We start from the raw sequence: 14,093 nt of genomic DNA on the forward strand, positions 1-14,093 counted from the left end.
AATCTTTATTCCGATGTGGCTAAACCGCGAACATGCAGATCGAGAACTTTAAGATTTTCGCCGACTTAGTAGAGACCAAGAGCTTTTCCAAATCGGCGAAGTTGAACGGCATCACGCAATCGGCGGTGAGCCAGCAGGCGCGGGCGATGGAGCGGCATTTCAAGACGTTGCTGATCGATCGGAGCCAGAAGCAGTTCCAGCTCACGCGGGAGGGGCAGCGGGTTTATGAGGCGGCGAAGGAGATTCTGCACAATTACGACAAGCTGTTGAGCGAGTTGCAGGAGATGAAAAAGGTGATCAGCGGGACGATCCGGATCTCGACGATCTATTCGATCGGGCTGCACGAGCTGCCGCCTTATATCAAAAAGTTTTTGCACGATTATCCGTCCGTGAATGTGCGGGTCGAATACCGGCGGTCGAACCTGGTTTACGAAGACATTCTGCACAACGCGGTGGACTTCGGCCTGGTGGCGTTTCCGGTGAAGCAGCGGCAGATCGAGATGCTGCCGTTTCGGGATGATCGACTGGTGTTGATCGCGCATCCGCAGCATCCGCTGGCGCAAGCGGGCGACGTGGAGCTGCGCGACCTCGCGGGACACAAGTTCATCGGTTTCGATCCGGATATTCCGACGCGGAAGGCGGTCGACCAAATCTTTCGGGAGAACAAGATCGAGATCGAGCCCGTCATGGAGTTCGACAACATTGAGACGGTGAAGCGAGCGGTGGAAATCGATCACGGGGTGGCGATCGTGCCGCACGCGACGGTCATCCAGGAGACGAGGCAGGGTTCGCTCGCCGCGATTCAATTCAAGGGCAAGGAGTTCACGCGGCCGCTGGCGATTTTGCATCGGAAGGGGCGCGTGTTGACGCCGGCGATGCGCAAATTCATCGAAACGCTCGGGCTGGTGCTGACGGAGCCGGTCGTCGCCTGACGTGCGCGACTTCCGGCCGGGAGGCATTGCGCTTTGGGCGGGGGTTGTTTACCTGCGGGCATGAAGCCATTTTCGACGATCCTGCTGGCGGGTTTTTTGGTGGGCGGCCTGACCGCGTGCGGCGCGAAGAAAGACCAGCCGGCCAAACCTCATGCGGAGGAGGCCGTGACCGCGGGTGCGAAAAAGGCGGCGGCGGATCCATCGGCCCCACTCGCCCCGGCGTGGACGTTGAAGGATGTGGACGGGCACGAGGTGACGTCGGCGCAATTCAAAGGCAAGGTGGTCGTGGTGGATTTTTGGGCGACGTGGTGCGGGCCGTGCCGGAAGGAAATTCCGGGCTACATCGCGTTGCAGAAAAAATACGGCGACAAGGGACTCGCGATCATCGGCGTGTCGCTGGATCAGGCGGGGCCGGGCGTGGTGAAAAAATTCGTGGCGGATAACAAAGTGAATTACACGATCGTAATGGGCAGCGACGAGGTGGTGGCCGCCTTCGGCGGCGTGGAAGGTATTCCGACGACGTTTTTGATCGACCGCGACGGACGCATTCGGGACCGCAAAGTAGGCACCGAGGAGACGGCTTCCTACGAGAAGAAGATTGCGGCGGTGTTGTAATTGCGGGGCGAGCGCTGGTGCCGAACTTCGCTGCGCCGCGCGGGGAGAAACGCGCGGCAGGGGCCGGCGAGCGGTCACTCAGGAACGAAGCGGGCGATTTGAGCGAGTTCGTCGGCGACGAGGCGATCGCTGCGGCAGCGGGGCATTTTGCCCAGACCACCCCACTGGCCGTGATGTCGGAGCCAGCTTTCGAACACGCCCGGCATGAGCAGGCGAACAACGGGATCGAGCAGGTTCACGCCGTGCCGGCGGGCTTTGTAGTCCGCGTTGCGAAGCTGCAATTCGCGGTCGAGTTCCGTGGCGAGCGCGGGGCCGGTCGGTGTCTTGACGGTGCCGGGCCGCAACTCCAGCCACCACTCATGGCGGCCCCGCGTCTGGCCGGTGATCGTCTGACCGAAGAGGGGCGCGACGTGGAAATTAGTGATCGTCCATTGCTGACGCTGGCACACGGCGACGAGGGCGTCGGTGAGATCTTTTTCCACGACGTTTTCCCCGAGCGCGTTCAACTGGAGCTGCGTGCGGCCGACATAGACGAGCCGCGGTGGCACGACGGACGTGAAGCGCACGACATCGCCGACCAGGTAACGGCAGAGACCGGCGGGCGTGGTGAGAAGGAGAGCGTAATCGACGCCGGTCTGCACGCCGTCGAGCGGCACGGCCTTCTCGCCGAGTTCGGCGAGACGGTCGGGCTCAAAATCGCGGAGCGGGAGAAATTCGTAGAAGATGCCCGCATCCGTCATCAGGCGGAGACCGGCGTCGGGGGTGGCGTCTTGGGCGGCGATAAACGCCTCGGACGCCGCGTAGATTTCATGAAAACGAATCGTGGGTCCCATCGCCGTCCGCAGGTCGTCGGCATAGGGGGCTATCGGCACGCCGCCGTGCACGAAACACTCGAGGTTGGGCCAGAGGGATTGCAGCGTTTCGGCCCGCGAGCCGAGTTGGGTGCGCAGGACCTCGGCGAAGACGAGCATCCAACTCGGCAGACCGGCGATCAGGGTGAGGTCACACGCGCTGGTGCGTTGGGCGATGGCGTGGAGTTTGGCGGGCCAATCCGCCATTTGGGCGATAGCGGTGCCGGGCTCGTAGAGGTGGCGTTCGGCCCAGCGGGGCAGGTTGAGGGCGGTGAGGGCGCAGACGTCGCCGGCGCAGGCTTCGAACCCATCGACCGTGGGAAGCGAGACGGCCCGCGTGGCGCCGCCGAGGTGAAGATGCCGGCCCCGAAACACGCCGGTGTGGCCCACGCGCGCCGTGTAGTAGAGAAGCGAGTTGAGGCCGGCGCGGCGGAAGTGGGCCAGCATCGCGGCGCTGACGGGCAGGTGTTTCGCGGGGCCGGCGGTGGTGCGCGACGAAACAGCGTAGTGCGTGGTGCGGCCGGGCCAGAGCACATCGGCTTCGCCCTGCATCATGCGCGCAATCAGTGGCGCGAAGTACTCATAAGCACGGGGCGCGACCTGGCGGCGGAACGCGCGGTAGTCGCGAGCGTCGGCGAGGCCGAGGCTCCGGCCGTGGGCCGTCGCGGCGAGGCGGGGGAGCAAGGCGCGAAGGGCGCGTGCTTGCTGGGCGGGACCGCGCGATTTTTGCCGGAGGCGCCGGGAGGCCCTCACCGTGAGCAGGCTCGCACCGAACGGGAGAAGTTTCGGGAAAAGGTCCGGCATGGCGGGGTGCGTGGGAGTGAGCACGGCGCGGCCCGGAGCGCCTGCAAGCGAAATCACGCGACGGGGAGCCGCTTACGAATCTTTAGCAGGAAGTTACGCAACGGCATGACCGGATGGGATGTCGGCAGACGCCACGCGCCGGCGATGCGGACGCCAAGGAAGCGGGCGGTCATTCTTTCGCTTCGCTCGCGCGCGGGAATCGTTCACGTTGGGGGAATGAGTTTGCCGCCCATCCTTTTCGAAGACGACGTGATGATCGCGTTCGACAAGCCGAGCGGCATGCTCGTCGCGCCTGATCGTTGGGATAAGCAGCGCGAAAACCTGATGGGCTTGGTGCACGACAAAATGGGCCACGGAGTCGCGAACGTGCATCGGCTCGACGCGGATACGAGCGGACTGCTGTTGTGTGCGAAGACGAAGCCGGCGCTGGATTTTTTGAGCGGGCAGTTTCAATCGAAGACAGTGGAGAAACGCTACCTGGCGATCGCCGCGGTGCTGCCGTTGGAGCGGGCGATGAAGGTGATCGAGCCGGTGCGCGCACCGGGGGGAGGAGGCGCGCTGCCGGAGACGTTTACCGTGGAGCTCGGGCTGGGCCCCGACGAACACCAGCCGGGGCGCATGCGCGTGTTCCGCAAACGCGGCGGCAAGGCGAGCGTGACGGAGTTTCGCGTGATGGAACCGTTTGGGCGTTTCGCGCTGGTGGAGTGCCGGCCGCTGACGGGACGCACCCACCAGATCAGGGTGCATCTGGCGGCGGCGGGGGCGCCGGTGCTGAACGATGTGTTTTACGGTGACCCCGACGTGAAGCTGCTGCTATCGGAGTTGAAGCGCCGCTACAAAGGCCGCGACGAGGAGCGTCCGCTGCTCAGCCGCCTCGCGCTGCATGCGAGCGAACTGACGCTCACGCATCCGACGACGCGTGAACGCGTGACGATGCACGCGCCCTTGCCGAGAGAGTTCGGGGTGGCGTTGAAGTATCTCCGGAAATTCGCGCCGCGGGGGAGTGCCGGTGGCGCGAAGAGCGAACGCCAGACGGCGGTCTAAAACTCGTCGTAGGCGATTTGGGATGGGGTGACGCCGAGGGCGGCCAGCATTTTGGTGCAGGCGCGGATCATTTGCGGCGGGCCGCAGAGGTAATACTCGACGGCCTGCGGATGCGGGTGAGAACGCAGATATTGCTCGTAGACGACGTCATGGATGAAGCCGGTGTGCGTCGTCCAGTTGTCTTCGGGAAGCGGAGACGAGAGCGCGAGGTGGAAGGTGAAGTTGGGATGCGCGGCGGCGAGTTGCTCGAAATAGTCGGCGTAGAAAATCTCCTGCCGCGAGCGCGCGCCATACCAGTAGCTCACGCGGCGGGCAGTGGACTCGGTTTCGAAAAGGTGCGAGAGCTGCGCGCGGAGCGGAGCCATGCCGGCGCCGCCGCCGATGCAGACGATTTCTTTTTGCGTGGGCTTGAGATGGAAATCGCCGAACGGGCCGACGGCGGTGACGGTGTCGCCGGGTTTGAGGTTGAACACATACGCGGAGCCGACGCCGGGCGGGCAATCCTGGCCGGGCGGGGGCGTGGCGATGCGGACGTTGAAGCGGAGCGTGCGTTCGGTCTGCTGATTGCTCGCGAGCGAGTAGTTGTTGCGGCGGCCGGCCTGGGGGTTGCGCGCGACGAGATCGAAGACGTGCTGAGCTTCCCACACGGCGGCGTAGGGCGCGGGGATGTCGAATTCGCGGAAGCGGATCAGTTCGTAGGCGGGAATATCGAGCTGGAGATAATCGCCGGGCGTGAACGCGATTTTCTCGGCGGCGTCGATGGGTTCGAGGACGAGTTCCTTGATGAAGGTGGCGACGGAGCGGTTGGAGACGACGCGGAGGCGGTAGGTTTTGGGCGCGCGGGCGCCGGCGCCGCCGGGATGGGCGACGTTGAGCCAGAGGCGGCCGGCGCGTTCCTCGATCGGATACGTGGCGAGGCCGCGGCAGATGGGCGGGCGCGCGGGCGAGCCGTCGTGGAGATGGAAACGGCCGTTGTGTTTGGGACACTCGATTTGCGTGCCGATGACCAGTCCGCCGGCGAGGTGGGTGTTGCCGTGGGTGCAGACGCCGTCGGTCGCGAAGAGGGCGCCGTCGGCGGTGCGGTAGAGCGCGTAGGTGCGGCGACCGTGATCGAAGCGCAGGGCGTTGGCGGCGGTGAGGTCGGCGGCGGGGCAGATGTCGAGCCAGCCGGCGGAATCGGGTTGCGCGGTGGAAACCGGATGCGCGGCGGCGGCGTGGGTCTTCGGCGCGGGGAGGCGGCGTTTGACGTGGTAGGCGGGATCGGTGCGCTGGCGCCAGACGGCGGGTAGAATCTCGCGGAAAGCGGCGACGAGGCCCGGATATGGCGCAGGCATGTCGTCCTTCACGGCGGCGTGGAGACGCGGCAGCGCGTGGTAAGGCACGAGGGGAAACATGTGATGCTCCACGTGGTAATTCATGTTCCAGTAGAGATACCGGTGGAGCGGATTCATGTAGACGGTCCGGCAGTTGAGGCGGTGATCGAGGACGTTTTCGGCGAGGCCGGCGTGTTGCGTGAGGCCGTAGATGATCATCAGCCACGAGCCGAAAAGATTGGGCAGGCCGATAAACAGGAGCGGTAAAATGCTGCGGGTGACGACGGCGAGCGCGAGGACGGCGAGGTAAATGGCGACGTAGATGCGCGCGCGGAAGATGACTTTGGAAAACTCGCTGGCGGGGATGAACGTCTGCTCGGCGGCGCTCATGCGGCCGAGGGCGTGGCGGACGATTTGCGGAAAGTAGGCGCGGTAAACCGGCAGGTTGAAGACGGCGAAAAAGATGTTTCTCACCTTGGCGGGACGCGGCACGAAAATCTCGGGGTCGCGACCGACGATGATGGTGTCGCTGTGGTGGCGCGTGTGGCTCCAGCGCCAGAACGTCGATTCGCGCATGACCATGAACGAGGCGATTTCGTAGAGGGCGTTGTTCAGCCAGTCGGTTTTGAAGGCGGTGCCGTGGCCGGCTTCGTGCCAGCGCGAGTCGGAGGTGGAGGCGTAAAGAACGGCGTAAAACGCGTAGGGGAGGAGCGCCCAGGCGGACGGCCAGAGGGCCCAGGTGGCGTAAGCGGTGCCGAGGATGAGCGCGAACCAGAGCAGCGTATCGCGGAGCGCAGGACCGTCGCGGCGCTCAAGCAGGGCGCGGAGGGTTTCGCGCGGAATAGGGCTTTGATACCAGTCGGCTTCGGCGAGGCCGAGCTCGATGGCGCGGGCGGTGTTGACGCCGGTCAGGCTGTAATCAGGCGCGGGGCTGGCGGGGGAAGGGAAAGTCTCTACGCTCATGGGTTGTCGCGACAGAAAGAAAAGCGGCGGGGCAATACGTTGAGGCGTGCGGTGCGGCATGGCCAGTCCGCAGCAAGGATCGTCCAAAGAAAGCCCAAGAGAGGTTGTCGGGAACGGCGCCCGGTTGGTTGGCTGCTGCCGGCAGAGCGGCGAACTCTCTGCGTGGCCTGCTTGCGGCGAGGGGAGATTTCGCCACGCTCCCCGCATGGTTAAAAAGCTACTGCATACGCGCATGCGCGTGAACGATCTCGAGCGCACGGTGAAGTTTTACGAAGACGCTCTCGGACTGAAATGCGCCCGGCGGCACACCTCGCCGCGCGGCGCACAACTGGCGTTTCTGACGACGCCGAACAGCGAGGAGGAAATTGAAATCTGCCAGCTTGCCAACAGCCCGGCGGTGCAGGTGCAGGCGGACTTGATGCATCTGGCGTTCGAAGTGGAGGATTTGGAAGCGTTTGCGGCGGAGTTGAAAAAGAAGGGATATCCTTTGAGCGACGGTCCAACGAAGTCAGGGAGCGGATCGGTGATCGCGTTCATCGATGCGCCGGAGGGCTACGAGGTGGAGTTGATCCAGCGCGCCAAGTGAGATGACCGACGACGCGAGCGGGGTGAAGCCGTGGCCGGCGCCATCGGTGTGGATCGACGTGGCGGCGTTTGCCGGTGGGCTCACGATGGCGTGGTTCGCACAGTGGGAAACGCGCGACCTCGTGTGGAGCCTGTGGTTGTCGAGCCTGCTCGTCGGTTACGCGGTGATCGTGTGGACGCTGTCGGCTCCGCTGCGGACGTTTGCGCGGGCGGCGGTGTTTGGCGGAGCGCGCGGGGACGTGGCGGTGAAGAGTGGAGTCGGGGTGGCGACGGGCGCCAGCGTGCTGTTTATGCTGGGTTTTTTCACCCTGCATTTCGGGATGTTTCATTTCGTCCACTCGGTGTTTCTGGCGCAGTTTTTTCCACTCGAGGGAGGAAGCGAGCGGGCCACGGGATTTCCGTCGCTGGGGCTGTATCGCGACGTGTTCAAGGCGTATTGGATTTTCGTGCCACTGGCGCTGGTGGCGGAGCGGGCGGCGTTTCGGGAGCGTCCGCCGAAGCCGGACGATGGCGCGATGACGTCCGCGGCGATCGAGCAACGGAAAGGGGAGCAAGGGGATTCGCCGTTGCTGGCGCCGTATAAAAACGTGGTGCGACTGCACCTGTTGATCTTCTTTTTCGCCGGCGCGTATGCGCTGAAGCTGCATCACTTCGCCGTCTACGCGGTGGCTTATGCGGCGTATTTTTTCCCTTGGCGGATTTTCGGGTGGGGCCGGGAAAAACGCACGGGAGCGCCGGTGGCGTCGGATTCGTAGCGCGGAGACGTTACGCGGCGCGGCGGGCGGCGGCGCGTTCGTAGGCGAAGAGGTATTGCTGCGCGAGGCCGGCGAGCGGCCCGAAGTGAGTGCGGCCGAAATGGGCGACTTGGGCGGAGCCCCAGTCGACGAGGCCGTAACGCGCGGCCATCGTTTTCAAAATCCACACGTCGACGGGAAACGCTTCGAGGCGACCGGCGCCGAAGAGGAGCACGCAATCGGCGACTTTTTCGCCGACGCCGGGCAACGTGCAGAGGCGTGCTTTCGCGAGGGCGTAGGGCGCGGCCTCGGTTTCCTCGAGCCAGCCGGGATGCGCGGCGAGAAATTTTGCGGTCGCGCTGATGTAGCGCGCACGGAAGCCGAGGAGGCAGGCCCGTAGTTCGGTTTCGGGGACGGCGGCGAGTTCGGGCCAGGTGGGCAGGCGATGGAACGCGGCGGCGGCGGAGGACGGCAGGATCGGGGCGCCGTGGCGGGTGGCGAGGAGCGCGACCATTTGCTTGATCTGCACGATTTGTTTCGTGGCGCTGCAGAGGAAGCCGAGGAGCGTTTCGCCGAAGGGCTGACGCAGCAGGCGGAGGCCGGGAAATGCGGCGAGGCAGGCCGCGAGGTGCGCATCGCTGCGCCAAGGGAGCGTGTCGGCAAGGGCGCGCCAGTCGGTGCGGGTGACGAAATAGTCGGCGAGGGCGGCGGAGGTCGCGGGCGCGAGGGCGGCGGGCGCGGACCAGGCGACGCCGTCACGCGTGGCGCGCAGCCGCGCGACGTGGTTGCTCCACGCGCCTTGATAAACGCCGTCGGTTTGGGCGTGCCAGCGAAAGGCCTGGCCGCCGTCGAGGGTTTCGGCGAGCACGGCGGCGCTGAGACCGCGGGTCGATGGCAGGGGTTGCCACGCGGTCCACGAGTCGGAAAGGGTGTTCACCGCTGACCGTCGGGCTTCGACCAAAGATAGCTTTGGCGGGTCGCGAGGATCTGGTCGCCGGGGCCGACGAGTTCGAGTTTCCACGCTACGGGACGCGCTTTGATGTCGGGCCAGTCGCTGCCGGTGAGGCCGAGGTTGAAAACGTGACTGCCGGGCGGAATTTCGGCGGGAAAGGAAAACGTTTTCGGTTCCGGACTGGTGGGCATGATCACTTGCAGACGGAAGGTGGCCGGGACGGTGGTGGCGCCATCGCTTTGGCGGATGCGCGTGAGAAAATAGAATCCGCCGCGATAGTCGGGCTTGGTGCGAAGGACGGTTTCGCGCGTGTGTGGTTCGTGGCCGGTGAAATACTCGCTGATGCGGGTGAACGAATCTTCAGCCCGCCAACTGGGCCAGACGCGGACGAAGCTGAAATCCGCCGCGGAGGCGAGGGCGGTGGCGGAGAGGAAAAGGACGAGGGTGAAGGCGGCGGCGACGGAGCGCATGAGGAGAAGAGTGGGGCGAGGAGGAGAGATGACAACTGCGCGGTGCGAGTTGGAAAACGGGCGAGGGTGCGGGCGCGCGGCGACGTTCAATCATGCGCGTGATGGCGGCGTTCTCCCGACCACGGAGTTCGATTTCCGCAATGCCGGCCTAGCTGCCGCGGACATGTTCGCGGCGGCGATCATTGCGGGGCGAGGGAAACGTTTTTGTAACGGTGGAGGCCGAGGGTGGCGGGCTCCCAACCGCGGACGGCGGGATTGATGAGGTAGGTGCGCGCGCCGAAGAAAACGGGAGCGATGGGGGCGGCGTCGAGGAGGCGAGCTTCGGCGGTTTGATACAGTTCGTAGCGGTGCGCGGGGTCGGCGTCGCGGCCGGCTTCGGCGATGAGTCGGTCGTAGGTGGCGTCGGACCAGCCGGTCATGTTGTAGCCGTTGCCCGTCACGTAGGCGTCGAGGAAGGTCGAGGGATCAGGGAAGTCGGCGACCCAGCGGGCGGTGGAGATCGTGTAGTTTTGCGACATCATGTTTTGGAGCCACGTCTTTTGCTCCATGGGTGCGATCTTCACGGTGATGCCGAGTTCGCGCTGCCACATGGCTTGAATCGCCTCGGCGACTTTGGTGTGGATCTCGTCGTTGCGCGCCTGCACTTCGAGGATGGGAAAGCCGCGGCCGCCGGGAAAGCCAGCGTCGGAGAGGAGACGGCGGGCGAGGTTGGCGTCGCTGGTTAATTCGGCGCGTGTCGTGTAGCCGGCGCAGTCGGGCGGCGTATAATGGGTGGCGGGGGCGCGGGTGCCGCGGAGGACGCTGCGGGCGATGGCGTCGCGGTCGATCGCGTGGGCGAGAGCCTGGCGAACTTTGGCGCGATCAAGCGGCGGACGGGCGGTGTTGAAACGAAGGAAAAAAGTTTCAAGGAGCGGATCGATGCGGAGGGCGGCGGGATCGCGCTCGCGATAGGCGTCGACTTTCGAGAGCGGGAGTTCGGCGGTGACGTGCAACTGGCCCGCGCGAAAGGCGCGTTCTTCGGCCGCGGGATTTTCGATGGGGAAGAAAACGATGCGCGCGAGCTGCACGTGGGCGGCGTCCCAGTAGTGCGGGTTTTTCTCAACGGTGAGGCGGGCGTTGGGCTGCCAGGCGGTGAGGACGAAGGGGCCGTTGCCGACGAGGTGGCCGGGTTGCGTCCACGCCGTGCCGCGACGTTCGGCGCCGCCGAACTTCGCGAGGGTGCGAACAGGAACGGGAAACCAGGCGGGTTGCGCGGCGAGGATGGGGAGATGCGGCGCGGGATGTTCGAGCGTGAGGCGGAGCGTGTGGGCGTCGAGGGCGGTGGCGCCGAGGGCGGCGGGGTCGGTGAGGTGGCCGGTGTTGAGGGCTTCGGCGTTTTTGAGCGGGTAAAGAAGATATGCGTTTTCGGAAGCGAGGGCGGGAGCGAGCATGCGGTGCCAGGCTTGGACGAAGTCGTCGGCAGTGAGCGGCGTGTCGTCGGACCAGCGGGCGGTGGGGCGGAGATGGAAGGTCCATGTGAGGCCGTCGGCGGTGGATTCCCAGCGTTCGGCGACGGCGGGGCGGGCGGCGGAGGTGCGTTCGTCGAAAGCGGTGAGGCCTTCGAAGAGGGCGACGCAGATGTTTTGATCGGTGAAGGCGGCGACGATCTGCGGGTCGAGGTCTTGCGGTTCGGCGGCGTTGCCGAGGAGGAGGGTTTGCGTGCGATCGGCGTCGGTGACGGACGAGACGTGTTTCGCGCAGCCGGCGAGGAAGCCGGCGGCGAGGGCGACGAGCGCGAGAAAGGGACGCATGAGTGGGACGGAAGCACGGCTTGTCGCGGGTGCCAAGCCGGGTAAAAGATCCCGCGTGAGGACCAAGCAGAAAAATCCTACCCGGCGAATGACGCGAATTTACGCGAAGCTCAGAGGCGAGGCGCAGAGCACGGCCTCCAGCACAACGGCGACAAGCGCGGGCTCTTGCAGCCTAAAATCACGGGACGTCTAAGAAAGTGCCGCTGGCTGCGTTTAACTCCTGAAACCTGCGTGAAATCTGCGTCCGTCAATCCGGAGGAAATCCATGAACCCAGCGAAGGGCTGCCCGCGACCGTCGAACATTTTCAGCCGATCCTTACGCGTTATGCGGCGAGGCTCTTGGGCGATCACGACCGGGCGCGCGACGTGGTGCAGGACACGTTCGTCAAACTCGCGGCGCAACCGGTGGGAGCGGTCGATGGGCATTTGGCAGAATGGTTGTTCACGGTTTGCCGGCACCGGGCGTTGGACGTGTTGCGAAAGGAGAATCGGATGAAGCGATTCGCGGAAGGCGAAGCGGAGCGGGTGGTGGCGGCGGAGCCGAGGCCGGGGGCGGCGTTGGAGCGGGAGGAGTTGCAGGCGGCGGTTCTGCGCTCGATCGGGCGGCTGCCGCCGAACCAGCAGGAGGTGGTGCGGTTGAAGTTTCAGAATGGATTTAGTTACAAGGAAATCAGCCGCATCACGACGCTTTCGGTGACGAATGTCGGCTTCCTGATCCACACCGCGGTGACGAGGTTGCGGACGGAATTCGCGGCGCAACGGCCATGACGACGAGAGCGGACGAAGGACGACAGATGCCAGGCGATGGGGACGAAGAACGAAGCAACGAAGGACTGAGACGTGAAAACGGGACTTAACATGAAGGCAGACTCTTTGGCGGATGATCCGCAACTGACGGCTTACGCACTCGGCGAACTCGAGGGCGCGGCGCGCGCGGCGGTGGAGGCGCGGTTGGCGCACGATGCGGCGGCGCGCGCGGCGGTGGAGGAGATTCGCGCGATGGCGGGGCACTTGCACGCGGCGATGGCGGCGGAAACGACGGAGGCCACGGCGAAGGAGGGAGCGAGCGCGCGACAGGCGGGTGCGACGCAGGGAGAGGCCGTTTACGAGCGGAAACAGGCACGGGTGCTCCGGTTTCCGCAGATGTATTTCGTGATCGCGGGCGTGGCGGCGGCGTGTTTCGCGGTGGTGCTGGCGATCAAGGAGCCGGAATACCGGGCGCGGCAGATGCAGCGCGTGGCGGAGAAGAAACTGCACGAAGACGCCTTCACGAAGGCGTTGCGGATGCGGCAGGCGCAGGCGCGGGCCGCGGACGAAGCGGCGAGGGCGCAGCAGAGTTTCAACTCGGATACGGTTTTGGAGTTGCCCGCTGCGCTGCCGAAAGTGGCGGAGCCGACGGCGGACGCGCTCGGTTACGCGAGCAACGAAAAGGCGCGATTGGTGGGCGGCACGGTGCTTGGCCAGACGACGTTTGCGGGGGCCGTGTCGCAGACGCTGCGCGATTTTAATACGGAGGCCTACGCGTATCAGACCGAGGGCGATTTCATCGCGGCGGCGCTGGAGCCGTTGTCCACGTTTTCGATCGATGTGGATACGGCGAGCTACGCGAATGTGCGGCGGTTTTTAGAGAGTGGTCGTCGTCCGCCGGTCGATGCAGTGCGGATCGAGGAGTTGGTGAACTATTTCCCGTATCATTATGCGGCACCGGGGAGGGTGCGGGGTGAGGGCACCCCGCCTACAAAGGAGGAGGCGGCGCCGTTTGCGGCGTCGATGGCGGTGGCGAGTGCGCCGTGGGCGCCGGAGCACCGGCTCGTGCGGATCGGGTTGAAGGCGCGCGAGGTGTCGGCGGCGGAGCGCGGCGCGGCGAATCTGGTTTTCCTGCTCGATGTGTCGGGCTCGATGAACCAGCCGAATAAACTGCCGCTGGTGAAGGAATCGATGCGGCTGCTTGTCAGCCGGCTGCGGCCGGACGACACGGTGGCGATCGTCACGTATGCGGGGCGGTCGGGTCTCGCGCTGGCGACGACGCCGGTGAAGCGGGCGGCGGAGATTTTGGGGGCGTTGGATGAGTTGAGCCCAGGCGGATCGACGAACGGCGCGCAGGGCATCCAGCTCGCTTACGACGTGGCGAAGGCGCATTTCGTGTCGGGCGGAATCAACCACGTGGTGCTCTGCACGGACGGCGATTTCAACGTCGGGATGACGAGCGAGGGCGAGTTGACGCGGCTCATCACGGAGCAGGCGAAGTCGGGCGTGTTTCTGACGGTGCTCGGGTTTGGGATGGGCAACTACAAGGATGCGACGCTCGAGAAACTGGCGGACTCGGGGAACGGCAACTACGGCTACGTGGACAACCGGCGCGAGGCGGAGAAGCTGCTCGTGGAGCAGGTGAGCGGGACACTCGTCACGGTGGCGAAGGACGTGAAGCTGCAGGTGGAATTCAATCCGGCGAAGGTGGCGCGTTACCGGTTGATCGGTTACGAGAACCGGCGGCTGGAGAATCGCGATTTCAACAACGATAAAGTCGATGCGGGCGAGATTGGCGCGGGCCACACGGTGACGGCGCTTTACGAAATCGTGCCGGTCGGGACGAAAGATGCGGATGCGGCGGCGAGCGGGCCGGCGATCGATCCGTTGAAATACGCCGCGGTGAAAGCTCCAAGCACCAAGGACCAAGTTCCAAACTCGGAGGAGTTGCTCACGCTGAAGGTGCGTTACAAGGAGCCGGCGGGCGACAAGAGCCGGAAGCTGGAGTTTCCGCTGGTGGATCGCGGCGCGGCGTTTGCGGACGCGGATGGGGACTTCAAGTTCGCGGCGTCGGTCGCGGCGTTTGGAATGATTTTGCGCGATTCGCCGCAAAAGGGTTCGGCGACACTGGCGAACGTGGTGGCGTGGGCGGAGTCCGGCGCGGGCGCGGATGCGGGCGGGTATCGGGCGGAGTTTATCCAACTGGCGCGGCGGGCGGAGACGCTGGTGAATTGAAGGCGGTGCGCGGGGGGGCGAGTCGACGGGGCGGGCACTGAGGACGAAGAGGGAAGCG

General features: G+C 65.2%; 12 protein-coding genes. 7 read left to right on the forward strand and 5 right to left on the reverse strand.

Features of this window, described 5'->3' with window-relative positions:
• The first annotated feature begins 32 nt into the window (after positions 1 to 32).
• A complete protein-coding gene (locus tag K0B96_RS01860) occupies positions 33 to 932 on the forward strand; it encodes a LysR family transcriptional regulator (protein ID WP_220163189.1) in 900 nt (299 codons plus the stop codon).
• 60 nt (positions 933 to 992) lie between these two features.
• The gene (locus K0B96_RS01865) at positions 993 to 1,547 is read left to right on the forward strand and encodes a TlpA family protein disulfide reductase (RefSeq protein WP_220163191.1); all 555 of its coding nucleotides are present in this window, start codon (positions 993 to 995) and stop codon (positions 1,545 to 1,547) included.
• Between the two features lie 74 nt (positions 1,548 to 1,621).
• Here the strand turns inward: K0B96_RS01865 and K0B96_RS01870 are convergent, their stop codons facing one another.
• Positions 1,622 to 3,202, reverse strand: a complete 1,581-nt coding sequence (locus tag K0B96_RS01870) for a GH3 family acyl-acid amido synthetase (protein WP_220163193.1) — start codon at positions 3,200 to 3,202, stop codon at positions 1,622 to 1,624.
• 216 nt (positions 3,203 to 3,418) lie between these two features.
• Between K0B96_RS01870 and K0B96_RS01875 the strand changes: the two genes are divergently transcribed.
• Positions 3,419 to 4,246, forward strand: coding sequence for an RluA family pseudouridine synthase (locus K0B96_RS01875; protein WP_220163196.1), 828 nt, complete (start codon positions 3,419 to 3,421; stop codon positions 4,244 to 4,246).
• Here K0B96_RS01875 and nqrF read toward each other — a convergent pair.
• Complete coding sequence (gene nqrF, locus K0B96_RS01880; RefSeq protein WP_220163198.1) at positions 4,243 to 6,522, reverse strand: NADH:ubiquinone reductase (Na(+)-transporting) subunit F; 2,280 nt, start codon at positions 6,520 to 6,522, stop codon at positions 4,243 to 4,245. The genes K0B96_RS01875 and nqrF overlap by 4 nt on opposite strands.
• Before the next feature lie 205 nt (positions 6,523 to 6,727).
• Between nqrF and K0B96_RS01885 the strand changes: the two genes are divergently transcribed.
• A complete protein-coding gene (locus K0B96_RS01885) occupies positions 6,728 to 7,108 on the forward strand; it encodes a VOC family protein (protein WP_220163200.1) in 381 nt (126 codons plus the stop codon).
• A 1-nt stretch (position 7,109) separates the two neighbouring features.
• Positions 7,110 to 7,862 carry a DUF6498-containing protein gene (locus K0B96_RS01890; protein ID WP_220163202.1) on the forward strand — a complete coding sequence of 251 codons (753 nt, stop codon included), beginning with the start codon at positions 7,110 to 7,112 and terminating at the stop codon, positions 7,860 to 7,862.
• Positions 7,863 to 7,872: 10 nt separating this feature from the next.
• Here K0B96_RS01890 and K0B96_RS01895 read toward each other — a convergent pair whose 3' ends face one another.
• The 3 genes from K0B96_RS01895 to K0B96_RS01905 form a co-directional block, all read right to left on the reverse strand.
• Positions 7,873 to 8,778, reverse strand: a complete 906-nt coding sequence (locus K0B96_RS01895; RefSeq protein ID WP_220163204.1) for a DNA glycosylase — start codon at positions 8,776 to 8,778, stop codon at positions 7,873 to 7,875.
• Complete coding sequence (locus K0B96_RS01900) at positions 8,775 to 9,263, reverse strand: hypothetical protein (protein WP_220163206.1); 489 nt, start codon at positions 9,261 to 9,263, stop codon at positions 8,775 to 8,777. Before K0B96_RS01900 ends, K0B96_RS01895 begins: the two co-directional genes overlap by 4 nt.
• 179 nt (positions 9,264 to 9,442) lie before the next feature.
• Positions 9,443 to 11,053, reverse strand: coding sequence for a peptide ABC transporter substrate-binding protein (locus K0B96_RS01905; protein WP_220163208.1), 1,611 nt, complete (start codon positions 11,051 to 11,053; stop codon positions 9,443 to 9,445).
• A gap of 231 nt (positions 11,054 to 11,284) precedes the next feature.
• Here K0B96_RS01905 and K0B96_RS01910 point away from each other — a divergent pair, with 231 nt between their 5' ends.
• Together K0B96_RS01910 and K0B96_RS01915 are read left to right on the forward strand one after the other, a co-directional pair.
• A complete protein-coding gene (locus tag K0B96_RS01910; protein ID WP_220163210.1) occupies positions 11,285 to 11,821 on the forward strand; it encodes an RNA polymerase sigma factor in 537 nt (178 codons plus the stop codon).
• 90 nt (positions 11,822 to 11,911) lie between these two features.
• A complete protein-coding gene (locus tag K0B96_RS01915) occupies positions 11,912 to 14,035 on the forward strand; it encodes a vWA domain-containing protein (protein WP_220163212.1) in 2,124 nt (707 codons plus the stop codon).
• Positions 14,036 to 14,093 lie beyond the last annotated feature (58 nt).

It is taken from the genome of Horticoccus luteus, assembly GCF_019464535.1.
GTDB lineage: Bacteria > Verrucomicrobiota > Verrucomicrobiia > Opitutales > Opitutaceae > Horticoccus > Horticoccus luteus.